Source organism: Bacteroides sp. Marseille-P8574 (assembly GCF_902825465.1).
Taxonomy (GTDB): Bacteria; Bacteroidota; Bacteroidia; order Bacteroidales; family Bacteroidaceae; genus Bacteroides; species Bacteroides uniformis.
The window spans coordinates 2,410,022-2,435,963 of sequence record NZ_CADEBE010000001.1; the positions used below are offsets into that span (position 1 = coordinate 2,410,022).

26 protein-coding genes and 1 pseudogene are annotated in these 25,942 nt (G+C 39.6%); 12 read left to right on the top strand and 15 right to left on the bottom strand.

Annotation, left to right across the window (positions count from 1 at the left end; all coding sequences use genetic code 11):
* Positions 1–11 precede the first annotated feature (11 nt).
* The 3 genes from HUX74_RS10145 to metG all read right to left on the bottom strand — a co-directional run bounded on the left by HUX74_RS10145 (position 12) and on the right by metG (position 4,500).
* On the bottom strand, positions 12–923 hold the full coding sequence (locus tag HUX74_RS10145) for a beta-1,6-N-acetylglucosaminyltransferase (protein WP_087333210.1): 912 nt from the start codon (positions 921–923) through the stop codon (positions 12–14).
* Entirely contained in the window at positions 920–2,365 is a 1,446-nt protein-coding gene (locus HUX74_RS10150; protein ID WP_117713744.1) for a lipopolysaccharide biosynthesis protein, read from the bottom strand. The genes HUX74_RS10145 and HUX74_RS10150 overlap by 4 nt, the downstream gene beginning before the upstream one ends.
* 92 nt (positions 2,366–2,457) lie before the next feature.
* Positions 2,458–4,500, bottom strand: coding sequence for a methionine--tRNA ligase (metG, locus tag HUX74_RS10155; protein WP_009037611.1), 2,043 nt, complete (start codon positions 4,498–4,500; stop codon positions 2,458–2,460).
* A gap of 165 nt (positions 4,501–4,665) precedes the next feature.
* Between metG and HUX74_RS10160 the strand changes: the two genes are divergently transcribed.
* Positions 4,666–5,517: a PepSY-like domain-containing protein gene (locus HUX74_RS10160; protein ID WP_165491368.1), complete on the top strand. Its 852-nt coding sequence runs from the start codon at positions 4,666–4,668 to the stop codon at positions 5,515–5,517.
* Positions 5,518–5,696: 179 nt separating this feature from the next.
* Positions 5,697–6,125 (top strand): hypothetical protein, encoded by a 429-nt coding sequence (locus HUX74_RS10165; protein WP_117713745.1) that lies wholly within the window; start codon positions 5,697–5,699, stop codon positions 6,123–6,125.
* A gap of 235 nt (positions 6,126–6,360) precedes the next feature.
* On the opposite strand, the gene HUX74_RS10170 is transcribed toward HUX74_RS10165, so the two are convergent.
* Positions 6,361–7,293 carry an acyltransferase gene (locus HUX74_RS10170; RefSeq protein ID WP_117601403.1) on the bottom strand — a complete coding sequence of 311 codons (933 nt, stop codon included), beginning with the start codon at positions 7,291–7,293 and terminating at the stop codon, positions 6,361–6,363.
* A gap of 168 nt (positions 7,294–7,461) precedes the next feature.
* Here HUX74_RS10170 and HUX74_RS10175 point away from each other — a divergent pair, with 168 nt between their 5' ends.
* Positions 7,462–9,522 carry an acetate--CoA ligase family protein gene (locus tag HUX74_RS10175; RefSeq protein WP_174646604.1) on the top strand — a complete coding sequence of 687 codons (2,061 nt, stop codon included), beginning with the start codon at positions 7,462–7,464 and terminating at the stop codon, positions 9,520–9,522.
* A gap of 73 nt (positions 9,523–9,595) precedes the next feature.
* Here HUX74_RS10175 and HUX74_RS10180 read toward each other — a convergent pair.
* A pseudogene (locus tag HUX74_RS10180) lies at positions 9,596–10,216 on the bottom strand (ATP-binding protein); the annotation flags it as partial.
* 86 nt (positions 10,217–10,302) lie between these two features.
* Here HUX74_RS10180 and HUX74_RS10185 point away from each other — a divergent pair.
* Together HUX74_RS10185 and HUX74_RS10190 are read left to right on the top strand one after the other, a co-directional pair.
* Complete coding sequence (locus HUX74_RS10185) at positions 10,303–12,189, top strand: recombinase family protein (RefSeq protein ID WP_174646605.1); 1,887 nt, start codon at positions 10,303–10,305, stop codon at positions 12,187–12,189.
* Between the two features lie 168 nt (positions 12,190–12,357).
* Positions 12,358–12,675 (top strand): hypothetical protein, encoded by a 318-nt coding sequence (locus HUX74_RS10190; RefSeq protein ID WP_174646606.1) that lies wholly within the window; start codon positions 12,358–12,360, stop codon positions 12,673–12,675.
* 77 nt (positions 12,676–12,752) lie between these two features.
* Here the strand turns inward: HUX74_RS10190 and HUX74_RS21040 are convergent, their stop codons facing one another.
* From HUX74_RS21040 to HUX74_RS10230, 9 genes are all read right to left on the bottom strand, one after another.
* The gene (locus HUX74_RS21040; RefSeq protein WP_371808690.1) at positions 12,753–13,106 is read right to left on the bottom strand and encodes a zinc-ribbon domain-containing protein; all 354 of its coding nucleotides are present in this window, start codon (positions 13,104–13,106) and stop codon (positions 12,753–12,755) included.
* A gap of 25 nt (positions 13,107–13,131) precedes the next feature.
* Positions 13,132–14,088 carry a hypothetical protein gene (locus HUX74_RS10195; RefSeq protein ID WP_174646607.1) on the bottom strand — a complete coding sequence of 319 codons (957 nt, stop codon included), beginning with the start codon at positions 14,086–14,088 and terminating at the stop codon, positions 13,132–13,134.
* A 163-nt stretch (positions 14,089–14,251) separates the two neighbouring features.
* Entirely contained in the window at positions 14,252–14,722 is a 471-nt protein-coding gene (locus HUX74_RS10200; protein ID WP_174646608.1) for a hypothetical protein, read from the bottom strand.
* 744 nt (positions 14,723–15,466) lie between these two features.
* Positions 15,467–15,811: a hypothetical protein gene (locus HUX74_RS10205; protein WP_174646609.1), complete on the bottom strand. Its 345-nt coding sequence runs from the start codon at positions 15,809–15,811 to the stop codon at positions 15,467–15,469.
* Between the two features lie 3 nt (positions 15,812–15,814).
* Positions 15,815–17,599 carry a DEAD/DEAH box helicase family protein gene (locus HUX74_RS10210; RefSeq protein WP_174646610.1) on the bottom strand — a complete coding sequence of 595 codons (1,785 nt, stop codon included), beginning with the start codon at positions 17,597–17,599 and terminating at the stop codon, positions 15,815–15,817.
* A gap of 475 nt (positions 17,600–18,074) precedes the next feature.
* Positions 18,075–18,566 (bottom strand): helix-turn-helix domain-containing protein, encoded by a 492-nt coding sequence (locus tag HUX74_RS10215; RefSeq protein WP_117596091.1) that lies wholly within the window; start codon positions 18,564–18,566, stop codon positions 18,075–18,077.
* Entirely contained in the window at positions 18,556–18,852 is a 297-nt protein-coding gene (locus HUX74_RS21045; protein WP_117596092.1) for an HNH endonuclease, read from the bottom strand. The genes HUX74_RS10215 and HUX74_RS21045 overlap by 11 nt, the downstream gene beginning before the upstream one ends.
* Positions 18,827–19,330, bottom strand: coding sequence for a hypothetical protein (locus HUX74_RS10225; protein ID WP_174646611.1), 504 nt, complete (start codon positions 19,328–19,330; stop codon positions 18,827–18,829). Before HUX74_RS10225 ends, HUX74_RS21045 begins: the two co-directional genes overlap by 26 nt.
* Entirely contained in the window at positions 19,314–19,598 is a 285-nt protein-coding gene (locus HUX74_RS10230; RefSeq protein ID WP_117573198.1) for a hypothetical protein, read from the bottom strand. Before HUX74_RS10230 ends, HUX74_RS10225 begins: the two co-directional genes overlap by 17 nt.
* A gap of 154 nt (positions 19,599–19,752) precedes the next feature.
* Here HUX74_RS10230 and HUX74_RS10235 point away from each other — a divergent pair, with 154 nt between their 5' ends.
* Positions 19,753–20,130 carry a phage terminase small subunit P27 family gene (locus HUX74_RS10235; protein WP_117573196.1) on the top strand — a complete coding sequence of 126 codons (378 nt, stop codon included), beginning with the start codon at positions 19,753–19,755 and terminating at the stop codon, positions 20,128–20,130.
* Positions 20,130–21,758, top strand: a complete 1,629-nt coding sequence (locus HUX74_RS10240) for a terminase large subunit (RefSeq protein WP_174646612.1) — start codon at positions 20,130–20,132, stop codon at positions 21,756–21,758. The genes HUX74_RS10235 and HUX74_RS10240 overlap by 1 nt, the downstream gene beginning before the upstream one ends.
* On the opposite strand, the gene HUX74_RS10245 is transcribed toward HUX74_RS10240, so the two are convergent.
* Positions 21,751–22,083 carry a zinc-ribbon domain-containing protein gene (locus HUX74_RS10245; RefSeq protein ID WP_174646613.1) on the bottom strand — a complete coding sequence of 111 codons (333 nt, stop codon included), beginning with the start codon at positions 22,081–22,083 and terminating at the stop codon, positions 21,751–21,753. The genes HUX74_RS10240 and HUX74_RS10245 overlap by 8 nt on opposite strands.
* A gap of 41 nt (positions 22,084–22,124) precedes the next feature.
* Here HUX74_RS10245 and HUX74_RS10250 point away from each other — a divergent pair, with 41 nt between their 5' ends.
* Genes HUX74_RS10250 through HUX74_RS10270 form a run of 5 tightly spaced genes read left to right on the top strand, consistent with a single transcriptional unit; the run spans position 22,125 to position 25,919 of the window.
* Positions 22,125–23,366, top strand: coding sequence for a phage portal protein (locus HUX74_RS10250; protein WP_174646614.1), 1,242 nt, complete (start codon positions 22,125–22,127; stop codon positions 23,364–23,366).
* Positions 23,338–23,679 carry a hypothetical protein gene (locus HUX74_RS10255; RefSeq protein WP_117573189.1) on the top strand — a complete coding sequence of 114 codons (342 nt, stop codon included), beginning with the start codon at positions 23,338–23,340 and terminating at the stop codon, positions 23,677–23,679. Before HUX74_RS10250 ends, HUX74_RS10255 begins: the two co-directional genes overlap by 29 nt.
* Positions 23,679–24,179, top strand: coding sequence for a hypothetical protein (locus HUX74_RS10260; RefSeq protein ID WP_117596098.1), 501 nt, complete (start codon positions 23,679–23,681; stop codon positions 24,177–24,179). The genes HUX74_RS10255 and HUX74_RS10260 overlap by 1 nt, the downstream gene beginning before the upstream one ends.
* 10 nt (positions 24,180–24,189) lie before the next feature.
* On the top strand, positions 24,190–24,738 hold the full coding sequence (locus tag HUX74_RS10265) for an HK97 family phage prohead protease (RefSeq protein ID WP_117596099.1): 549 nt from the start codon (positions 24,190–24,192) through the stop codon (positions 24,736–24,738).
* A complete protein-coding gene (locus tag HUX74_RS10270) occupies positions 24,738–25,919 on the top strand; it encodes a phage major capsid protein (RefSeq protein ID WP_117596100.1) in 1,182 nt (393 codons plus the stop codon). The genes HUX74_RS10265 and HUX74_RS10270 overlap by 1 nt, the downstream gene beginning before the upstream one ends.
* Positions 25,920–25,942 lie beyond the last annotated feature (23 nt).

A 25,942-nucleotide genomic window follows, 5' to 3' on the forward strand; every position in this document is an offset into this window, starting at 1 on the left:
CACTTTCCATTTCAATCTTCTTTTGCGAAATCGGACTTGAGTTTTTCTATCAGTGTGTCGGACTCCCCGCTTACCACTTTCCGGCAGAACATCTTTCCAGACTGCTGCAATACCGGCAGGTCCTCGAGTGTCATCACGCGGATGGATGCGCCGTAGTCTATGTAGTGCAAGGGGGTGAGACGGGTAAGTCCGGGGTATTCTCCCTCTAAAAGAAGCCCTTTTGAGGCAAAAGGGGAGTTGAATACGATGGTCTGTATGCACAGTTCGCTGGGTACAAAGCTGGTTCTGAAATACTTCACCAGCTTCTCCTCCGTGCACAACTTTTCATATACATATCGTGCGCAGGGCAACGTGATGGCCCAATAGTCGGAACCGAAATAGACATCTGCCTGCTTGCCTTCCAAGGGTGCAAAAGGGGCTTTCCGGATGGGGAGTATCTGTACCAGCTTGCGCGATGCTACGATGAGTTTGTTCTTCCACCATATACTCTTCCAAGGCAGGTCACGGAAAGGGTGGTAATGGGTTATCTTGTGCAACTGCTGTTTCACGGTGCAGTGTGTCAGGTTGAAACCGCCGATGAATTCAGTGTCTTGATGCTCCTCAAAATAGCGGTGGATGGCGTTGTTGCTCCATAATGGGTAGTCCTGCCCGCTCAGGCATACTACGCGGGTATAGGGGATACCGCTGTGCAATACGGCAGCAAGCAATTCTTTCTGGTATTCCACTTGTTCCCATCCTCCCCAGCTTATCCGGTGGCGGGGCACGAAAGTGACCTTGTCTCCCAAGGCTTCTTCAAAAGGGTGTATATCGGCATTGAGGTCGATGTGCACGTAGAAGTCTGCCCGGTCATCCAGTGCGGCAACCAGGCGTGCCAAGTGTGGGGCATCCTTGTAGGCGGATATGATGTAGGCTATGCGGCTCATGCTCTTTTTTTCTTTAAGAGGAATTCAATGCTTTCCCGGAAGATGGTAGATTGTAGTTTCCACAAAACCAGTGCATAAAGCCCAGCTACCATAATGATTTTGGCTGCCATATTTAAGTATAGGTTTTCTATGGGCTGAGTGGCATAGTGAGTTGATACTACGAGTACAATGGATAGGGAGAGATAAGGAGAGATGTCTTTCAGCATATCGCGCAGTCTTAATCCTATCTCCCTCTTGACAAAACGGAACCATACAAATAGCCAGCCGATATTGATAATGACGAAAATACGCAGCATCCACTCCAACCCGTATGGGTATATGGCACATACAGCTACTATTTGCAGCAGGCTCAAGCTGATGGTGCTCCACATATAGATAGAAGAATGCCCCCGGCTGATGAGCAGGTTGGAGAACAGATTGATGACGGGAATAAATGCTCCCCAAATACATAACAGTTGCAAGATATCGGCACTGGGCAGCCACTTCTCCGTGATAGTGATAACAATCAGTTCCTTCGAAACCAAACTCAATCCCAGCATGGCGGGGAAAGAGATAAAGGCGGTGAAGCGCAACAGCTTTCTGAATACGGCAAGTTGCCGTGCCTTGTCGTCGGCAACACGGGTAAAGACGGGTTGTGCAATGCCGTTTATCATGCCCGTAATCGTGGTATGTCCCATGCCGTTCCACTTGTTTGCCTGCGTAAAGTTACCCACTTCCCGTTCCGAGTAGAACTTACCCAACAAGACGGAAAACAAATTGTTATTGATTATGGTGAAGATATTCGTAATGATTATCTTACTGCTGAACCCTATCATCTCCTTAATGGGTGTGAAGTCGAACCGGAAGTGGGGTCTCCAACGCGAGAAGTAGAAGTTAAGAATCGTCATTACGGTGATGAAAGAGATGCTTTGCAATGCAATCCCCCAATAGGCGAATCCGTTGGCAGCCAGTGTGATGCCCACAATGCCGGAGACTATCAGACTCGAAATGGAGATGATGGTAGTGTCCTTGATTCTGAGATTCTTGAACAGATACGCTCTCGGTGCGATGCTCATGCTTGAGATGACGAATCCGAGGAAAGAGAGACGGGACAGCGGTATCAGCTCGGGCGTATCGTAGAAGTCGGCAATCAGCGGTGCGGCAAAGAAGAGTAATATATATATAGTAGTGCTGCACATCAGGCTGAACCAGAACACGGCGTTGTAATCCTTGTGCAAAGTCTCCTTCCGGTTGGTCAGTGCCGAAATGAACCCACCCTCCTGCAAGGCGGCGGCAATGGCGGAGAAAATGGTAAGCATCCCTACCATACCATAATCCGAAGCATCCAGCAGACGGGCAAGGACTATTCCGAATCCCAGATTTAACAACTGCTGTATGCCGTTGCTGAATCCTCCCCAGAAGAGGCCTTTGGCTGTTTTTTCTTTGAGTGATGTATCGGACATAGTTTATTGGTTGATAAGCCAACGAGTTAACAAGGCCACGAGGCTTTTCCTTCCTCCCTGTAGCCTTGTTAACTCGTTACCTTGTTACTGCTTTATTTCACCTCGCTGCCCGGTTTCACCTCTTTCAGCAGTGAAGTCACCGCCAGCGAGCCGTCATAATTCTCGGCAGAGAGAATCATTCCTTCACTTACCAGCCCGTTCTTGAATTGGCGTGGAGCGAGGTTGGCGATGAACAGCACTTGCTTGCCTACCAGTTCTTCCGGTTTGTAGTGCTGGGCAATGCCGCTGACGATGGTGCGGTTTTCCAGCCCGTCGGCAATCTTGAACTTCAGCAGCTTCTTCATCTTGGGCACTGCCTCGCATTCAAGCACTGTACCTACGCGGATATCCAGCTTTTCAAAGTCTTCGAAGGCGATGGTCGGCTTGATGGGGTTTGCCTTGTAGGTGGCGGCTTCGTTTGCCTTCTTGGTGGCAAGCAGCTTGTCCACTTGTGCCTGGATGACGTCGTCCTCTATCTTTTCGAACAGCAGTTCGGGGGTGCCCAGCTGGTGTCCGGCAGGCAACAGGTCGGTGTGTCCCAGCTCTGCCCAGTCAAAGCTGTCCATGTTCAGCATCTTGCGAAGCTTCTCGCTGCTGAAGGGCAGGAACGGTTCGAAAGCAATGGCAAGGTTGGCGACCAACTGCAACGAGATGTGGAGAATGGTGGCTACGCGCTCCATGTCTGTCTTGGCAAGTTTCCACGGTTCGGTGTCGGCAAGGTATTTGTTTCCGATGCGGGCAAGGTTCATCGCTTCCTTTTGTGCGTCGCGGAACTTGAATACGTCCAGTAACTTCTCCACTTCTGCCTTGACGTCGGCAAATTCTTTCAGCGTCTCGCGGTCGTAGTCGTTCAGTTCGCCTGCGGCGGGTACTACGCTGTCGAAGTACTTCTTGGTGAGTTGCAGGGCGCGGTTCACGAAGTTGCCATAAACGGCAACCAGTTCGTTGTTATTGCGTGCCTGAAAGTCCTTCCAGGTGAAGTCGTTGTCTTTTGTCTCCGGTGCGTTGGCTGTCAGCACGTAGCGCAGCACATCCTGCTTGCCGGGGAAGTCAACGAGATACTCGTGCAGCCATACTGCCCAGTTGCGTGAAGTGGAAATCTTGTCGCCCTCCAGGTTCAGGAACTCGTTGCTCGGCACGTTGTCCGGCAGGATGTAGCTACCCTCTGCCTTCAGCATGGCGGGGAACACGATGCAGTGGAACACGATATTGTCTTTTCCGATGAAGTGTACCAGACGCGTTTCGGGGTCTTTCCACCATTTCTCCCATGTGTCGGGCAGCAATTCTTTGGTGTTGCTGATGTAGCCGATAGGGGCGTCGAACCATACATAGAGCACTTTGCCCTCGGCACCCTCTACGGGAACGGGAATACCCCAATCCAGGTCGCGGCTCACGGCACGCGGCTGCAAGCCCATGTCGAGCCAGCTCTTGCATTGGCCATAAACATTGGGACGCCACTCCTTATGGTCTTCCAGAATCCATTGGCGAAGCCATTCCTCGTGCTTGTCCAGCGGCAGATACCAGTGCTTTGTCTCGCGCATTACGGGCTGGCTGCCACTGATGGCACTCTTCGGATTAATCAGGTCCGTGGGGCTGAGGCTGGTGCCGCACTTCTCGCATTGGTCACCGTAAGCGCCTTCGGCATGGCAGTGGGGGCACTCGCCGGTGATGTAGCGGTCGGCAAGGAAGGTCTTGGCTTCTTCGTCGTAATACTGCATGCTGGTCTTTTCGATGAATTCTCCCTTATCGTACAGCTTGCGGAAGAAGTCGGAAGCCGTGTCGTGATGCGTCTTTGAAGTAGTACGGCTGTACACGTCGAAGGAGACGCCGAACTCTTCGAAAGACTTCTTTATAAGTGTATGATAGCGGTCCACCACGTCTTGCGGGGTGATGCCTTCCTTCTTGGCGCGGATGGTGATGGGCACTCCGTGTTCGTCGGAGCCGCCGATGAAGATTACATCTTCCTTTTTCAGTCTCAGGTAGCGGACGTAGATGTCGGCAGGAACATAAACGCCTGCCAGGTGTCCGATATGAACCGGGCCGTTGGCATACGGCAATGCCGAGGTCACGGTGGTACGTTTGAATTTCTTTTCCATTGTGTTATTATGTATCTCTTTTGTTATGAACGCTTTTAGTGGCACAAAGATAGCTGTTTTCTGCAAAATATGAGTATTCTTCCAGATTCTTTCCAGATTTAGGCCTCATCTTTGTCCTACGAAACGAACAAATTTGATATTGATAATGTAAAAAATGAAATGACTATGAAACTGGAAAAGTACTTCTTATTATTGGCGTTAGGCGTGTTTGCCTTTGCCTTGCAAAGCTGTGATGATGACGACAACGACGGAATCTCCGTGCCCGCGGAACTGAGTAATGCGTTGGCCAAGGAGCATCCCAATGCTCAGCGTATAGAATGGGAAACAAAAGGTGCATATTATGTGGCCGATTTCCATGAGGACAATTTCGAGAAGGAGGCTTGGTTCACCAAAGACGGTGTATGGCAGATGACCGAAACCGACCTCCGTTATGCGGACCTTCCCGCTCCGGTGAGAAGCTCTTACGAGAGTAGTACCTATTATAATGTATGGAAGGTGGAAGATGTAGACAAGCTGGAACGTAAGGAAATGGCTGTTGTCTACATCATCGAAGTGGAGAAAGGTAATCAGGAAATGGACCTCTATTATTCGGAAGACGGCATTCTGGTGAAAGAAGTGGCCGATGCGCACAACGGCGGTTCTCCCGAAGATTATCTCCCTTCTGATATTTCCACCGCCATCAAGGATTTTATAGCAGAGAAATATCCTAATGCCCGCATTGTGGATATTGAAAAAGAAAAGAGCGGTATGACAGAAGTCGAAATCGTGCATGGAAATATCAGCAAGGATGTGATGTTCACCGCTGAGGGTGCATGGGCCTATACTACCTGGGACATCAGCAAGAGGCATCTGGAGGATGTAGTGAAGAACGCTGTTATGGCTGCCCATCCTGGTTATGTCATTGATGATGCCGACTTTATTGAGACTCCCGATGGCAGTTACTTTTTGGTAGAGATGGAGCAAGGGGAAAGGGAAATCTACGTAAAGGTGACAGCGGAAGGTGAAATACTGCCATAGTCTTATACAGTGTATTTATCGATTGCTTACCTTCTAATGTAAAGCCGTTCACTGTAAGGTGTAACGGCTTTTATTCCATGAACGGTCGTTACCTTATAGTGTAAATGGAGTTACTGTTGGGGTAACTGGAGTTATCATATAAACATATTTTGCATTATGTAAAGTGTGTAACGCAAAACGTGGAATCATTAGGTGTGAAACAAGTCGGCTTAGAACTGAGAAATCCTTTTCTGATTTATGGCTATGCCTCTCTCCGATACTTTTGCGACCAAACGGAGGAAACGGAAAAGATGCTTTCTGCATTGGAGAATGGTAGAAACATTGCCTTGATTACTTTCCAGCGTATTGGAAAAACGGGGTTCATAAAGACGTGTTCTATAATATGCAGCAGCGTCAGGCGAAAGATGATGTTGCTTGTTTTTTATATGGACATATTTGCCACGCGGAATTTGCCTGCTTCTGTTTGCTTGCTGGCAAAAACAGTACTTGGACAGTTGGATACGCTTAGTGAAATGGTGTTGCACAAACTGTTTTTTTCCGTTCTTGCCATCCGATGGTTAGTACTGATGAGCTATACCTACCGTATCTTTGAATTTTGTACTGGATAAGTCCGAGCAGACTTTGAAGGAGAATTTCGATTATATGGCTGTATCGGCGTTTCGAAGGCTATGTCTGGTATATGCAGACATTGCTGAACTGGCTAGCAATATGAAACGGTGATCGAGGTAGGGCAGGCGGAGCGGGTATTGGCTGGGGTGCTGGAAGAGAATGCTCCAGTCTATCTATGGGGATTTGGCTGAAAAGTTTGCCTTGAATTACTGTTTATCATCTGATGATTTCGTCTCAGCACAATATACTCCTTTTCCCGAAGAAGAATTTGGAAACGTGCATCTTGTCCATAGCCCATGCCATACTCATGCAGCCGCTAAGAGTGAAGACGGTAGCAGTGACAAGGAACAGTATCCCCGTAGGGTCGAAGGCAAATACGGGTAGAAACGCTTTGGACAGAATGGTGAAAATGGGCGAGAAAAGGAGTATGACCAACGTATTGCGTCCTATAAAGAAGGAAAGCCGCTTGGCTTGTGCCGGCAGATAATTGTAGACTGCCAACAACAGGCTGATGGAAAGCCAGGTGATGGCGACTCCTGCCAGAGTACCCCTATCCAGATTGGCGGGAAAGCAGCATAGTATTACGAATGGAACAATGGCGAAGGTTGTGGCGCGAAAGACTTGTGTAAAACGAAGCCCGCTTTGGCTCACTGTCATGCCGATAAGGAAATAGAGGGCATTGGAGAAGTTCATCAATCCTCCCCAATGGGAAAGGGCAAACAGGCAGACACCGGCCACAACCAGCCGGGAGACAACCGACAGCCGTACATAGCGGAATGTGATATAATAGATGAGGCTGCACAGAATCAGTGTATGCAGATACCAGTAAGGCCCCATCGGATGGAGGAATATCTTGTCGAGTAATATAGCAGGAGTAATGGCATCTACACTTTCGCGTACGGGCAGGAAATGCGACATCACCGTATAGGCCGCCTCCATGCAGGCATACGGAATGAAAATCCATAGAAACTTGCGGAGAAAGCTTCGGGCATCCTTCCGGTTATTGGCCAGATAGCCCGAAATAATCAGGAAAGCGGACATGTGGAACGTATAGACGATTTGTTTCGCATACGGATACTTGTCACCTATATATACAAGGTGGAAGATAATCATCAGGGTGATGAAGATGCATTTTAGATAATCTATCTCTTTGACACGGCTTTCCATATGGGGTAGTTTTCTGCGTATTGTTATTGATGGCACAAATATATATACTTCCGTAAACTTATTTATATTTTGCAAAGGGATTAAGCTTATTTTCTCTTTTACCGATTGCTTTTATGTATGGAAAATGTATATTTGTGCATGAATCACTAACTTAATGTAAAAACAACTATGATAACAAGCCAATTGCTTCACCCGGCCAGTATTGTGGTAGTGGGAGCATCTAACAATGTACACAAACCCGGAGGAGCTATCCTGAAAAATCTGCTTAGCGGCGGATATACCGGTGAGCTTCGTGCCGTGAATCCGAAAGAGACTGAAGTGCAGGGTGTTGCTGCCTTTGCGGATGTGAAGGACATTCCCGATACGGACCTTGCCATCCTTGCCATACCTGCCGCGCTTTGTCCCGATGCGGTGGAGGTGCTTGCCGCGGAGAAGCAGGTGAAGGCGTTCATTATCCTTTCTGCCGGTTTTGGTGAGGAGACCCATGAGGGTGCTGTGCTGGAAGATCGCATACTGGAAACGGTGAACCGGTATGGAGCCTCTCTGATAGGCCCCAACTGTATCGGTTTTATGAACTCGTGGCATCACAGTGTATTCAGCCAGCCCATCCCGCAACTGCATCCGCAAGGGGTAGACTTGATTTCCAGCTCCGGTGCCACAGCGGTGTTCATATTGGAGAGCGCTGTGACCAAGGGCTTGCAGTTCAACTCTGTATGGTCTGTGGGCAATGCCAAGCAAATCGGTGTGGAGGATGTATTGCAATACATGGACGAACACTTCAATCCGGAAGCGGATTCCAGAATAAAACTTCTTTATATTGAGAGTATCGGTGATCCCGACCGTCTGCTGTTTCATGCATCCTCGCTCATCAAGAAGGGCTGCAAGATTGCGGCCATCAAGGCGGGCAGTAGCGAAAGCGGCAGCCGGGCGGCGAGTTCGCATACGGGGGCCATTGCCAGTAGCGATTCGGCGGTAGAGGCCTTGTTCCGTAAGGCGGGTATTGTGCGTTGCTATTCGCGCGAGGAGCTGACAACCGTAGGTTGTATCTTTACACTGCCGGAACTGAAAGGGAAAAACTTCGCCATCATTACCCATGCCGGCGGTCCGGGAGTGATGTTGACCGATGCGTTGAGTAAGGGCGGACTGAATGTCCCGAAACTGGAAGGACCGGTGGCGGAGGAACTTAAGGGCAAGCTTTTCCCCGGTGCGGCTGTGGGGAATCCCATTGATATTCTGGCTACGGGTACGCCGGAACATCTGCGCCTCTGTCTGGAGTATTGTGAGGAGAAGTTGGACAATATTGATGCTGTAATGGCTATTTTCGGTACTCCGGGACTGGTGACCATGTTTGAAATGTATGACGTGCTGCATGAGAAGATGCTGCATTGCAAGAAGCCGATTTTTCCGATTCTTCCTTCCATCAATACGGCAGGAGCCGAGGTTGCTGCTTTTCTGGCAAAAGGCCATGTGAACTTTGCCGATGAAGTGACTTTGGGCACGGCACTTTCTCGGATAATGAATGCCCCGAGGCCTGCCAATAATGAAATCGAGCTCTTTGGAGTGGATGTTCCCCGTATCCGCCGGATTATAGATTCCATTCCTGCGGACGGTTATATCGCACCGCACTATGTGCAGGCATTGCTCAGCTCTGCAGGTATTCCTATTGTGGAGGAGTTTGTTTCGGACAACAAGGAAGAAGTGCTTGCCTTTGCACGCCGCACGGGATTCCCGGTGGTGGCAAAGGTGGTGGGGCCGGTGCATAAGTCGGATGTAGGCGGTGTTGTGCTCAATATCAAAAGTGAACAGCATTTGGCATTGGAATTCGACCGTATGATGCAGATTCCCGAAGCCAGTGCTATTATGGTGCAGCCGATGCTGAAAGGGACGGAATTGTTTATCGGTGCCAAATATGAAGAGAAGTTCGGACATGTGGTACTCTGCGGCCTGGGCGGTATTTTTGTGGAGGTGCTGAAGGATATATCTTCCGGTCTTGCACCGTTGTCCTATGAGGAGGCTTACTCCATGATTCACTCGTTGCGTGCCTATAAGATTATCAAAGGTACGCGCGGGCAGAAGGGTGTGAATGAAGATAAATTTGCCGAAATTATTGTACGGCTTTCCACCTTGCTGCGCTTTGCAACGGAAATCAAGGAGATGGATATCAATCCATTGTTGGCGACTGAAAAGCAGGTGATAGCGGTGGATGCGCGCATTCGGATAGAGAAATAAGGGTTAGAGATTAGGGATTAGAGATTAAAGGGGCTGACTGTTAATCGCTCACCGCTAATCCCTAATCCCTTTTTCATCCTGCCCAGTCCTCCCTATCCAGATTCCTATATCCGATAGCTTCCGCCAAGTGTGCCGGCTGTATTGATTCGCAGTCTTCCAGGTCGGCGATGGTGCGTGATACTTTCAATATGCGGTCGTAGGCGCGGGCCGAAAGGTTCAGCCGGTTCATGGCAGTTTTGAGCATGGCAAGTCCTTTGTCATCCGGACGGGCGTAGCAGGCAAGCAGTTTACTGTTCATCTGGGCATTGCAATATACACCGGGAATGTCTGCATACCTTGTTTCCTGAATTTGTCGGGCATGTATCACACGCTCTCGTATTGTTGCGCTCGACTCACCCGGGCGAGTGTCTGCCATCTTTTCAAAAGGAAGTGGGGTAACTTCGATTTGCAGGTCTATGCGGTCGAGTAAAGGTCCGGATATGCGATTTAGATACTTCTGTACTTGCCCGGGACTGCAAACGCAGCCTTTGGTCGGGTGGTTGTAGTATCCGCATGGGCATGGGTTCATGGAGGCTACCAGCATAAAACTGGCAGGATATTCCACATTGCATCGAATGCGTGATACAGTAATTTTTCTATCTTCCAGCGGTTGGCGGAGAACCTCCAAAACGCTGCGGTTATACTCAGGCAATTCAATATAAAGAAATCACTTGCATAGTTCTGTGACTTTTGGTAATTTCGCTTCCGAAACGAAGATAACGAATTTAAAACCAACAGAATATGAAGGCAGCATTTCTAATCAGATGTTCTACTAAGAACCAAGATTTAAACAGACAGACCAGAGATTTAACTAGGCTGGCTAAATCTATGGGTTATGAATATGACCTAGAGAATTTAGTATATGGTGAAAAGATTACTGGTAAGGATGATGTTACTAAGAAGAATAGGGATTCTATTGATAGATTGCTAAGAGCAGCTAAAGAGCAGAGGTTTGATGTAGTGTTAGTGTCAGAAGTAAGTAGAATGAGCCGTGACCCTGCTTCTGGTCGTATCTATGTGCGTCTACTTATTAATATGAATATACCTGTTTACTTTAAAGATATAGACCTTTGGACTATTAACCCAGAAACAGGTAAGAAGGTAAGGGATGCAGAATTAGTTATCGGTGCAGCCTTCGATGCAGCTTGGAAGTATCTAAAGAGTATGAAAACTCAAATAGCATCTGCTAGAAGAAACGAACTGGATAATAACAGAATATCTATCGGGCAGCCTTACTTTGGCTATAAGAGATATGAAGGCACTGATAAGAGTAAGAAGAACCAGATAGTAGTTAATGAAGAAGAAGCAGAAGTAGTACAGGCAGTATATAATGAATATCTAAAGGAAGGTGCTACTTTAAAGTCCACTGCTTTGGCTATTACTGATAAGTATGGTGAGAAGCTAAATAGGAAATTCTCTTTAGGTACTATCGAACATATTCTTACTTATGAAAGCTATGCTACTGGTATTAAGAAGGTGAATCTTAAAGACCCAGATACTGATGAAGTAGAAGTATTCGATGTTAGTACACCTATTATTATAGATAAGGAACTATATGAAGCAGCAGCCAATAAGAGAAAGAAGAATAGGGTAAAGGATGAACCATACCCAAACCAGCAAGTATATCTGTTATCTAAGCTGATTAAGTGCCCAGATTGTGGATATACATTAACACCTAGAAGGAAGGCTGGTGAATTTGGGCAGACTTATAGATTAGTAAATGGTAAACCTGCTGTTAGTTGGCTTTGTATGAGTGGTATTAACAATATTACAGACTGTACTAATAGAAAATCTATAGCTAATGAAAAGCTAGAGCCTATTATATGGGAATTGGTAAAGAAGGAACTGATAGGCTATGCTAATATGAATGATGAGAAGCGAGAAGAGCAGATTAGAGAATGTGAGGAGAAGATAGAATACCAGAACTATAGTATTCAGAACTTTACTAAGGAGATAGATAAATTAAAGAAAAGACTATCTACAGCCTACCAATTCTCTATTAATGCTGCTGAAATGGCTGGGGATGATGAAGATATGAGAACTATGGCTATGGAAGAATTTAATAGAACCGCTAAGGGTGTTAGGCAGGAAATGAAGAACTTTGAGAAGTCAATAGAGCAGGCTAAAGGTGAATTAGAGAAGCTAAGAGATTTAAAGACCTTCTATAGCCAGCCTACCTTACCTAAAGACTATTTAGAACAGATAGAAGGTAACTTCACTGAAAAGCGTAATCTAGTGAAGCAGCTTATTACTAAAATAGTACCTTATAGAATCACTACCTTTAAGAAGAAGGAAAGGGAAAGCGGTGTTAAAACCTGTAATAAGATGATTACCGTTAAGAATGGTGCTGTACTACTGGAAGTCTATACTATTGGCGGTGTTTACAATGTGTTCTATAATGCTAATAGTAAGTTCCAAGTAAAGACAGCCTACTATGTTCACGGTGAATATGCTACCTTCCAGAATGGTATTAGAAAGTACCCTGCTTATGATGAAGGTGAGTACTTTGTAATTAGTAATGCTAATATGGTAATGGAAACAGATGATATAGATGAAGTAGTAACAGTGAATGAGTTTGTAGATATAGCTATAGCTAATAATTGGGTTATAGAATACCAGTATCAATAATAATTATCCCCAGCCTATTAAATAGCTGAATTAGTTAAGGTTTAGCCTATTGGATATTTATCTGATAGTGAACTATTGACAGATTAAGTATTGACTAATTTGAATAATAAAATATTTTGTATATTTACTTATTATTCCTATATTTGTAATATTTAATTAAATTATACTATGAATGCTTTCTTTGATGGCTTATGGCTGTATCTTAAACTATTATTACTTCTTCCAATTTTGGGGTTGGGGGTTACGATTGTAATGTTTGTTATAGGTGGAGTAATTACTGGAGCATCAAACGTATTTGGATACATTTTTACAAAGTTAGATGCAATATGTACAAAGAATATAATATTGCAAAAGATTTGGTATATGATACTTGCTATTGGGGGGATTATTGTAGCATTAGGTGTTATTATTGCAATAATAAGTATAAACATTAGAAGTTGTAATGTGGATAGGTATGATAGTCATTTAGAATGGTATAGAAGATAGTGTAAAATGCAAGACAATAAATCCCCCCAGCCTACTTTAATTAGTAAGCTGGAGGTAATTGTATTTAGTTAAATTTTTTAGTTTTTAAAAAGAGTAATTCCCCAGTGTATTAAGTATGGTATTAACAATGTATAAAATATAAATTCAGAGCCATCATAATATCTTAAATCTGTGGATATAAATGGAAATACCCAATCACGTGCATCTCTATTTTTATCATAAAATATTAAACACATCATATTAATAACAAACCAAATCATATAGTAAGAGAGAGTGGTTTTAGCTTTGTTCGATAATTTAACCTTCGCCAATGCAGAAAGTAATAGAGAACATTTGTTAGTAGCATCTGCATTATTTACTAGCTTAATACCACAATGCTGACAATATTTAGAATCGTCGGCAACTTCTTTTCCACATCCTTTACAATACATAGATTTACTTTTGTATTTGTTGATATTAATTTATGGTACAATTGTGTACTATTTGCTCTTCATCTATAAACTCTACTTTCTCTTGAGTAATATTTAATCCTATATTTGCATCCTCAGATGCCTCACTATTATTTAATTTGATAAGAATCTTCTTACGTTTATTTCTTGCAAACCAATACATTTCACTAATAAGTCCTATTGGTTCGCCTACAGTGGGAACATAGTTAACATATAATCTAAATTTAGCTTCTTCTTCTGACAATAAGTCATTATAAACAAACATTTGAGATAATATTGGCTCTTTAGATGTTAATTGATATTTTAATTCACTTTGTAATACACATTCTATTTTCCCTTCTGTCAATCCTTCTACCCTAATTTCAATAGCTGATGCAACTCTTTTAAGTTCTAAAGAACATATATTATTTGATTTTGGGGAGAATTTATCTATAACACCATAATATCCATCTCCTTCTATCAAGTCTGTAGTATCATATAGTGTATTGGGAATATACCAATTAGTTATACCGTAAAATAGTCCATTGCTAGGATAATATATAAGTTCATCTGTATAAGTCTTATGGTATTTAATAGAACTTGTAGCACCTTTAGCACGGAACTCCCATTTAGAGAAGAAGTCATAATATAATGCGGCAGATATTCTATATTCTCTATTCTTCTTTAATTTCACGGTTATATTCTCTAAATTTCTAAAGAATCCATAAGCATAGTCACTAATTAAAGAAGTATTTGGATTTATTTCTTGTACTTCTATTGCATATACAGGATTTTGATTACCTGCCCGACTTATAGGTTCATCTGTTATATCTATAGAAGCATCTATAGATAATTTTAGTGGTACATCTATATACTCTTCTTCTATAGGTGGCACTACTGGTTCTTCATCATTATTGCAAGCTGTGAAGCTGGTGATAATAGAAATGGCAATCAGAGCCATACTTAATAATTTAAATACCTTCATTGCGATAACAATTTAAAAAGAGTTATTAATCTTTCGTCTAACACTTTTGCAAATATATAAATTAAACCAAATTTAACCAATAAAAATGCACAAATAATAATAAGAACATTAAAGCCTAATCTACCAATCAAGGCAGACTAGGCTCTTTAAAGTTCATAACAATTTATTTCTTCTTCCATCCACCATTTACTAAGGTAAATCTTTGAGCCTTATTAGAAGGAATCATAATAACCTTCTTATAGTAGTTACCGTTATCGGCTGCTGTAGTAGTCGGACAGTATTTATAATCTATAGTACCAAAGTTCCTAACAGTATTAGTACTATACCAATAGGCATTAACTTTAGTTCCATCTGTAAAGAAGTTAATGTAGTATGCTGTATCTGACTGGCTATCTTTCTTATCCTTCACTAAGGACTTATATTTAGATACTTCCATTAAGTGAGTATCATAGCCTTCATACTTAATATCTCTTACCTTTATTTCGGCTACTACCTTCTTATCCTTATAAGTAAAATAGTAGTCCACTGGTGCAAACTTATCTTCTGTAGGATGCAGATTAGTAGCACCCACTTGTATTAAAAATGATTCTAGTAGTTTCCTTCCATTTAGTTCTAATTCATCAAATTTATCCATTTAAGCTAGTAGTTTGTACTAGCCTGTATTCCATTATCATAAGTCATAAATCATTCACATTAACCATATACCATTTACAGGCTAATGGGTTATACTTGCTAAGCAGGATCTACTTGAATTTGTAAATCCTGCTGTACCATCTGTAACAGTCCAGCCACATCTTTATAAGGTTGCTGGACTAAGTAGTTAATAATTGCGTTAATAGTTTGTTCTGACATACGTTTCATTCACTTAGTATATTTAATGCTTCATCTGATTCTGATATAACTGCATTTCCTTCTTCATCTACCCACATAGTTCTTATCTTTAATAGCCTTAATAACCCTATCTGTTTCTTCTGTGATATGTTGTTTAATCTCATTTACTACAGTCCTAATAAGGAAATACATTAGAACTGTTAAGAATGTTAGTAATACATAGGTTGTAAACATAGTATATATAGTTTAAGTAGTTAATAATCAAAGTAAAGTAAGGCTATCTTCACAGACTACCTTACTGAATGAATAACGAAGTTAGTTATAAAATAAATAATCTATGTGATAGGATAATCTTTGTATTAGAAGTATCTGTAGTATTATTACTTTGATTAGTAGTAAAATAGAACTAAATTACTCACTAATCAGAATGATAAAGTCATTCCCATTTAACTCTTTATCATATTGCAAATGTAATAATAATATTTTACATATCAAAGCTAAATTACAATAATTTTAATAATTCATCTAAACACTGTCTTAGGTCTGATTATTGTAGTTGAGAATAAAGGTTTAGTAGTATATCTGTAAGGAAATCATTTTCTTCTACAGTTTTAAATCTTTTCCTGTCTTTAAGTTTAGCAGCATTATAATAAAGAGAGAAATTAGCTGTTAGTTCATTAGTGCCAGCTAGTAAACTGGCTATCTTAATACATTTTGAATCTTTGTAAAACTTAATACAACCACCTTCTTTATAAAGTCGGATGATATATTTAATTCCTATGCTGTTTAAAATTTCCTTAGCTTTAATACCAGCTTCTACTGCATCTTCCTTTAGCTTTAATATTCTAGCTTCTTCTGATTCTTTTGTACTGGGTGTAAAGTCAATAACCATAGCTTACTTAATTTTAATGTACTGAATGATATAGCCTCTTAAATACTTGCCATCTATCTTCTTTCTAGCTTCCTTAATAGTAGCATATTCTTCAAAGTCCTTAATACTAGCCTTTCCTTTAATTCCCAATGTGCCATAAATACTATTCAAGCAATCTTTAATATCAGCAGAAGGAATAAATTCACCGATTCTAAATGCAGGAATAGTAAGCAGTAACTTAGCTACTTTAGCTTTATTATCCATCTTTTCGGAGATACTAATAAGAAGTCTTTGAATATGTGAAGTATGATATTTAAGTTCCCTAATCTGTTCCATACCTAGTAGTTCATAAGCATCTTTGATATAGCTATACTTCTTCTTTAATAAGGCTAATCTGTCACCATCTGTAAGACTGAATACCATACTTTCCTTTCTTTGTATTATAGAATCATATTCTTCTATAGCATCCTTAAAGGTAGTTCTGGCTGAATCATTCTTTAATAGTTTATCAGAAGTCTTATCTGTACTGCATCCTACAGCCATACCAGCCTTATTATATTCAGTACTTAAATTGATTTGTAAACTATATGTATGGTTAAGTACCTTGAAGTTATAAATATCCAGTTTCATCCTATTAGGGTCAAATACAAATTCACCAGTATCTTCATCCTTCCAAATGTAATGATAGATACTTTCTTTAGTTCCTTCCTTAATTTCCTTATCACTATTAACCTTAGTAATATATGATTTGGCTTTCTGTTCTTCTTCCAGAACTACCTGCTTATATTCTTCATAAGTAAGGTCTGTATTGTATCTGGTAGCTTTATAAAGATGTGTAATAGTATCTGCATACTGGGTATTTCTAATTCTACCTGCTATCTGTCTTACCTGTGTACTAATATCCATTAAGGTTTGTGCCTTAGTGCTTTCAGAGATAATATAAATTTTACCTTCTGTATCAAATAAATCACAGCCTTCAAAGCAGGTGGAAGTATAAAAGTTTATCTTCTTTACAGGGTCAGTAGTTTCACCATTAGTAACACCTTGGCAAGTATGCTTATAGCTTTCATTATTCTTACTAAAGATGATTCTGGTATTCTCATTAGTAAGGTTACAGTTCTTAATCATAGTAGCAATAAATTCCACCGAGTTTACAAAGAAGTGGGCATTACCAAATATTTTACCTTCTAAGAAATCATTGATAACTTTCTTCACTGTAGCACCTACATACTTACATTGTACTGCATTTACCTTTACTTCAGTCTTATCTTCCCAGTCTATCTTAAAGGTCGGAATATCCTTTAGTTCTTCCAGCATTAAATCATATTCAATAGGGGTAGCTGTTAAGAATGACCATTCTTTAAATTTCCTGTATTCATCTAGTACAGTTCTTACAGCCTTGTTTCTAAAAACATACTGGATAAATAACAGATGTAGTTCATCTATTAGTAAGAAGTAGTTATAACCAGTAATACCAGCCACTTTAGCTAAACTATCATAAGTACACATAATCTTTTTAGCACCTTTCTTAGTATTTAGGTATTCTCTAATTTCGTATGTAGTAACACCTTCATAAACACCTAGTACATTAACCTTACCATCTGTATTATATTTCTGCATCTTATTCTTTATAAGTGATACAAAGGGAACACATATAATAGTATCTTTATTATCTTCCAAAGCTATAGATGTTCCGCCACATCCTACTTTACCTTTATCTATTAAATATCCTACTGGTAAACCATTCTCTTTGAATAATGGATATTCACCTAAATACTTGTACTCTTTAGTAATAATAATGTTTGTCATAATTGTAAATTGTTTGTTTAGTTAGTCGGTTTAAAATCTGGAGTTTAGAAGCATCTGGAGTTTGAATTATGGGTGTGACCATTTTTTGGTATTCTTTCTATAGAAGATTGAGGTTTCGCTACCAAATATTGGTCATCTAAGAATAAAATAATAAGCGTATCACTACGCTTATTATTCTACGCTTAACTAACCCAAACTTAAAATTATGATGAATAATTAACATTCAGTACCTAAAATATGCTCAAAAGGTACTTATGGTAATAACTTTGTGATTCTTAGAAGTGAATTAAGTGGAAGAACTGGCTAATCAGCTAGCCAGTCCACTTAGAAAATCGAATTAAAATCTATGTTTCAGTATGATAGTTTCCTTCATTTATTGTAATACAAAGATAGTGAAAGATTTTGACATATACAAATTAATTGTAACAAATTTTAAAATTTATATTGAGGGTGCTATAACAGCTATATTTTTGTATTACAGTATGCAAAGTGATGGATGAATGAACTTAAAGTAAAGTTTCTTATCACTTCTTTCCACTAGACCAGCTTCTAAAGCTGAATATACTGTATTATGTTGTACCCCTATTTCGTGAACTATTCTATTTAGAGATAGGTCTACAATATTGGATGCTATTCTAGACCAGCATTTGAATCGGATTAAGAAGCCGATAACATTTCTATCTACATCTGTATCTAACAGGCTGCTATCTATGGTTACAAAGAACTTGGTAGGTTCTGTATAGCTATACTTATTACTGCATCCAGTTCTATCTATTGTTAGGTTGGCTACTTCTTCAAACTTCTTTAGATGGTTAAAGATGGTAGTTTCACTAACACCAGTTATTCTTACTATATCTTTAATAGTACTATCTGGATTCTTACTAATGGCTACTAATGTGCAGAAGTAAGTAAATGCTTCATTATTGGTTAATGCTTGTAATACTGGTATGCTTAATTTAATGTTCATAGTGATGTTCTTTTGCGTGGCACTCTTTACAAATAGACATAAGGTTATTAAAGTCAAATGCTTTGGCTAGTCTTTTAGTGCCAGTATAATTCATAAAGGAATCTATGTGGTGAATATCTTCTGCTGGCTTAATAATGCCTTTGGCTAAACAGAGTTCACATAATGGCTGCTGCATTAGCTTAGCTAGTCTTAATTCCTTCCATTTGGTAGATTGGTATATCTTCTGTCTTTCTTCCCTGTTAAATGTTCTGGAAGGCTGCTTATTCGGTTTCTTTAGGTATGGCATATAGTTCTGATAGTATTATGTATTCACCTTCTTCATTCTGTACTTCCAATGGTGCTAATTTACTATTCATTGTATAGCTGGACTTCTTAGCATAGCATCTTATAGTATTGAATTGTACTCTTAGTAATGCTAATACAGATTCTTCTGTTACATCTTCTAGCCCTACTTCCATACATCTTATTACTGCTTTCTGTAGGAAGTCTTCTACAGTCTGGGACATATAGATAGTATCTTTATAGTATGTGGTGTATTGCTTTACTAATTCGGGATAATGTTTGGCTATTATATCAGCTATTTTAGAAGCATTTCTATGAAGTGGCTTATCTATTACTGTATTGTAGCTGTACTGGTCATATTGTGGCTTCCAGTTAATTATCTTATCTGCTGTTTCTATATCAATGTGAAATAATGCTGCTGCTTTGTCTAGTCCGTAATCATAAACATATTGTAGTAGGACTGATTTAGGTGGTCTTATCATTCTTGAATTTAATGTACTGGTTAATGGTTTCCCTGTTATAATTGAAGAAGTCCTTTAGTATGGCTTCTATCAGTGGTGCTTTATCTGATTTGTGGTTAGTATGTTCATCTATAATATCAATATTTCTATTAAAGAAATCTGCTATTATCAATCTTAGTAGTTTAGACCTGTCTTTGCCTAGTAATTGCTGTAGTTCCGTTAGTAGCAGGTCAGTATTTAGGTCTATTTTAGCTTTAATTTCTATTGGGTAATTACTTCTTCTTTCCATAGTTTAGCCTTTAATTGTATTACAAATCTACTAACATCTTAACAGACTTCCAAATAAATAATTCACATTCTTTGATAATTGTATTGTAGTGATTATAAGTCAATTAGAGCCATTGCATAGCTTTATAAATTATAAAAATTAAATAGACTATAATATGATAAATTACACTATTCCAAAGGACATTGAAAAGGATGCTAAGGTATATATGCAGAATGTACTGGAACAGCTGGATAGTACTGGTATGTTAGAGAATGTGGATAGTGCAGCTTTAACAATGCTGGCTAGAAACTACAGTATGTTCATTAAGGCATCCAAACAGTTAGAAGATGAAGGTTTGACTGTTACCAGTGATAGGGGTAACATTGCACCGCACCCAGCTATTAAGATTGCTAAAGATGCTCAAACGCAAGCTATGAAAGTTATGCTGGAGTTCGGACTAACAGCTAAGGCTAGAACTAAATTGCCTAAAATAGAACAGGACGGGTATAATCCATTTGAGCAGTTTATAAAGGAAGGAAAGGAAACTAGGTAATGAATACCAAACTTTACTATGAATATTGTAGTAGGGTTCTTAATGGTGAAATAATAGCTGGTGAAACTATTAAGCTGGCTTGTAAGAGATTCCAGAATGACCTTAAAAGGGATGATTTGGAATTTAAAGAGGACAAGGTAGATAGAGCCATTCTGTTCATTAGCACATTGAAGCATTATACAGGTAGACATTCTGGTAAACCATTCACTTTAGAAGGATGGCAGCAGTTTATAATAGCTAATATAGTTGGATTCTACTGGAAGGGAACTACTACCAGAAGATATACTAGCAGCTATATAGAAGTAAGTAGAAAGCAGGGTAAGACAGCTTTAGCTGCTGCTTTATGCTTGTATTATTTAATAGCTGATGGTGAAGATGGTGCAGAAGTATTACTGGCTGCTAATAGTAAAGAGCAGGCTAAGATAGCCTTTGATATGTGTAGCAAGTTTAGTAAGGGATTGGATTCTAAAGGCAAGTATCTTACAGCCTATAGAGCTGATATTCTGTTTAACCTTACTAATTCCAAGTTGAAAGTATTGGCTGCTGATGATAGTAAGCTGGATGGATTTAATGCCAGCTTTGGTTTATTGGATGAATATCACGCTGCTAAGAATAGTAAAGTACGTGATGTTATTAAGTCCAGTATGGGGATGAGAATGAATCCACATCTTTGTACTATTACTACTGCTGGCTTCGATAAAACTTTACCCTGTTACCAATTAAGAACCGTAGCTATAGAAGTGCTTAATGGCTTAAAGGTAGATGATGAAATGTTTATAGCTATCTATTCCTTAGATGCTGATGATGATTGGAGAGATGAAGAGAACTGGGTTAAATGTGCACCAAACTTGGATATTACAGTTACTTCCAAATACATTAGGGGACAGGTACAACAGGCAATAAATAACCCTGCTGATGAAGTTGGAGTTAAAACTAAGACTTTGAATTTATGGTGTGATAGTTCTAATGTGTGGCTACCAGAGGACTATATTATTAAGTGCAGTCAGGAAGTAGACCTTAATAAGTTTGCTGGTATAGATTGCTATGTAGGTGTGGATTTAGCTGCTACTTCGGATTTGACTGCTGTAGCTTACTTAGTAGTACTGGATGGTACTTACCACTTCAAAACACATTACTATCTTCCAGAATCGGCATTAAAGGATAAGGCAGATAAGGAACTTTACAAATACTGGAAGCAGCAGGGGTATCTTACTGTTACCAGTGGTAATGTTACCGATTATGACTATATAACTACTGATATGCTTAGATATGCTGATGTAGTTAATATCCAGTCTGTAGGATATGACAAGTATAATGCTACACAATGGGCTATAGATTCTACAGAGCAGGGATTACCATTAGAAGAATATCCACAAACACTAGGTAACTTTAATATGCCTACTAGAGAACTGGAAAGGCTGATACTATCTGGTAAGGCAGTTATTGATAACAATGAAATAAATAGGTACTGCTTTAGAAATGTTACTTTGAAGTCTGATTATAATGGTAATGTTAAACCGAATAAGGCAGTAGATAAGAAGAAGATAGATGGAACTATAGCAATGATACAGGCATTAGGAATGTTTTTGCGGTGTCCTAGATTTAGCAATGAGATTGTTACTATTTAAATATCCATCTAACCAGACGTAAAAGAATAATATACACAAGTAGAGGTAGTATTATGATACATAACACTGCTGCTATTGCCGAACCAATCGGTTCACCTACAAATGCTTCACTGTTTACAAGCATTACTACAAAAAGACACGCAAGAATATAAAGCACTAGTAAAATCTTCTTTATAACTCTTTTCCATTTAGGATTAGTTTTAACTTCTATATCTGGAATCTGGATTACTATTTTCTTATTCGTTTCACCAGTTTGTGCTTCCCCACAATATTGGCAAAACTTAGAATCGCTTGCTATTTCTTTACCACATTTCTTGCAGTGCATATTATTGATATTTTAGAATAACGCACAAAGGTATAAAAAATATGAAACTATTTAACTGGAATTTTCAAATATCTAAAATTAAAGAACCAGAACAGGAAACCAGAGGGTTATTCTGTGATTCCCTAATGTATAATATGAATGGCGGTTATACCACTAATAAGGCTATGCTGTTATCTACAGTCTACAGGTGTGTAGATGTTATTAGTGATGCAGTAGCACAGCTTCCATTAGAGCCATATTATATTACTGATTCTGGTTATAAGGAGAAGTTTATTAAGCATCCTACCTACTACTTACTGAACAAAGAGCCGAATAATAAGATGAGCAGGTTTACTTTCATAAAGACTTTGATAGTAAGCACACTGCTTAAAGGCAATGGATATGCTTATATAGAAAGAGATGCTAAAGGAGATGCAGTAGCACTTCATTATTTACAGCCAGATTATGTTACTATTACTGAACAGAAGGACGGAATTAGATATAGTGTTGTAGGTATTAAAGGACTTGTAGAGCCTTGCAATATGATTCATATACTGAACTTTAGTTATGATGGTATTACTGGAATTAGTACTTTACAACACGCCAGACAGACTTTAGGACTGGCTACAGATTCCGAATCACACGCACAAGGATTCTTTAAAGGTGGTGCTAATCTGGCTGGTATTCTTAAAGTACAATCTACTTTAACTGGTAAGCAGAAGGCAGACTTAAAAACTAGCTGGCAGACTGCTTTTAGTCCTACTACTGGTACACCTAATGGAGTAGCTGTATTAGAAGGTAATATGGATTTCCAGCCTATTACAGTGAATCCTGCTGATGCACAACTATTAGAAACCAGACAGTTTAATGTAATTGATATTTGTAGGTTCTTCGGGGTATCACCTGTAAAAGCATTTGACTTATCCAAGAGCAGTTATAGTACTGTTGAGGCTACCCAGCTGGCTTTTCTTACTGATACATTATCACCATTACTAGAGAAGATAGAATTAGAGTTTGAAAGGAAGCTGTACAAGCCTTCTGAAAGGAGTAGAATAGATGTAAGATTTGATACTTCTGTATTACTAAGAGCAGACAAACAATCTTTAGCAAACTACTACAATACACTATTTAATATCGGTGTGGTTAGTGCCAATGAGATTAGAAAGCAGTTGGATTTACCTGCTATAGATGGTGGAGATTCCCATTTCGTACAAGTGAATCTGATGGAGATTAAAAATGCTGCTAATAACATTCCATCTAATAACAATATAATCAATGATACAGACAATTTACAAGGGAACTGACTTAGTATTCAATATTAAGTTGGAAGATAAGGACGGTATTCCATTTAGGGTAAGAAACACTTCTGAATTTATACTTAGACTTTACACCACAAACCCAGCAGAGTTTATAGAATGTAGTTTTAAAGGTGGTGATTTGACTGGTATAGTAGAAGAAGATAGAATAGATAAGGCGGTTATTAATTCATCTGACCTAGATAAGCTACAATCTGGACTAATCTATTACAGCTACAGCTTTAAAAGTCCTAATGCTATGTTTAATGATGCTTATTATGATGAGGTAGTAAAGGGGCAGACTAATTATTATTTGAAGTAATGGAACTACAGAGAGCAACTAAAGAAGGAGTATTAGAACTGGATAGAATCAGTGCCAAGATTGGTAGTACAGTTAATGCTGTATGGGGTACTATAGAAGGTGATATTACTAAGCAGACCGATTTACAGGATGAACTAAAAAAGGTAAAGGATAGTATTCCTACTAAAGTTCCTGCTGATGGTGGTAATGCTGATACTGTAAACGGACATACAGTAGAATGTGATGTACCTGCTAATGCTAAATTTACTGATACTGTTTATGATGATTCAGATATTAGAGAAGCTGTCAATATTAAAGTAGATAAAGTGGAAGGCAAACAGTTATCTACTAATGACTATACAACACCAGAGAAAGAAAAACTAGCTAGTCTTAGTAACTATGATGATTCCACACTAAGACAATATGTTACATCTTTAGAGGAACAGAACAGACTGCTTAAAGAGCAAGTAGCAGCATTACAGTATCAAATAGATAATACAGGTTGGATTCTATTAGAATAATAACAACACAATGAGAGAACTAAGAAACTGTAATGAAATTGTAAAGATGGATTCTAGGACTGTAGAAGGGTATGCTTTAGTATTCGGTAAGCAGTCTAGGGATTTAGGTGGCTTTACTGAAGTAATAGAACCTACAGCCTTAGAAGGTATTTTAGAAAAGTCTGATATACTATGCTTACTGAATCACAATGAGGATAGAGGTATATTAGCCAGGTCTAAATATGGTACTGGAAGCCTAGAATTAACTATAGATGATATTGGACTTAAATACAGGTTTGAAGCACCTAACACTGCTTTAGGTGATGAACTGTTAGAAGGTCTTAGAAGGGGAGATATTAGTACTTCTTCATTTGCCTTTACTATTGACAAAGATACTTGGACTAAGAAAGAAGATGGTAGTTATTTAAGAACTATCAATAGTTTCAAAGAATTATTCGATGTATCACCTGTATATAAAGAAGCATATCCAGATACATCTGTAGCATTAAGAAAGATGCAGGATTTAGAGAGCGAGGATTTAAAAGATTACTTCGCTGGACTTAGGAGTAAGTTAAACTAATGAACACCTTAGAACTACTGGACAAAAAGGAACTGCTTAAAAAGAGAGCAGAGGAAATTATATCTGGTGCAGAGAAGGAAGTAAGGAAGTTAAATGCTGGCGAGCAGGTAGAACTTGATGCACTTACTAAAGAAGTGTCAGATATAGATATTCAGATTAGAAAGATTGAAGAAGATAACCTTAAACAAACAACACATACAACTAATACTATGAAGGAAAAGTTTTCACTTTTAAAGGCTATCAATGATGTAGCCAATAACAGACAATTAGACGAGAGAGCACAAGAAGTAGTAACTGCTGGTATCTCTGAAATGAGAAAGGCTGGTCAGTCTTATAGCGGACAGATTGTACTTCCTATTGAGGAAAGAGGTGATATTAAAGCTACTGTAGCTACAGCAGGACAGGAGAATGTAGCAGAAGATAAGTTAGGTATTCTAGAGCCATTGAGAGCAAGTCTAGTATTAGCACAGGCTGGTGCTTCTTATATGACTGGTTTAGTAGGTAATGTATCTATTCCTGTTTATTCTGGTTCAAATGTAGGTTGGGCAGGTGAAGTAGATGCTGCTTCTAATGGCGGTGGTACATTCTCAGAAGTAAACCTAGAACCTAAAAGACTTACTGCTTATATCGACGTATCTAAGCAATTCTTAATTCAAGACTCTAATTCTGCTGAGGAAATGCTAAAGAGAGATATTGTTTCAGCTATTGCTAATAAACTTGAAGCTACTATTTTGGGTAGTGAAGCTGGTGATGCAAAGAAACCTGCTGGTATGCTTAATGGTGTTACTGCTGATGCAGCTAATGTGACTTACAAAGATATTGTTAAGATGGAAGCTGATTTGGAAGCTAAGAATGTAAGAGGTAATATTAAGTTTATTGTTTCACCTTCTGCTAAGGCTGATTTAAAGACTACTGACAAGGGTACTGATACTGGTAAGTATCTGATGGAAGGTAATGAGGTAAACGGTTATCCAGTTCTTTGTACTTCTGCTGTTGCAGGTAAGGGTATTGTTTATGGTAACTTCGCTGATTTGGTTATCGGTCAATGGGGTGGAATTGATTTAACAGTAGACCCATATACACAGGCTGCTAACGGTAAAGTAAGACTTGTTATCAATGCTTACTTTGATGCTAAGCCTAGAAGGGCAGATGCTTTTGTGAAGAAGGTTTTAAAAGCCTAATTATAGTCTATTTAATAAGTAGT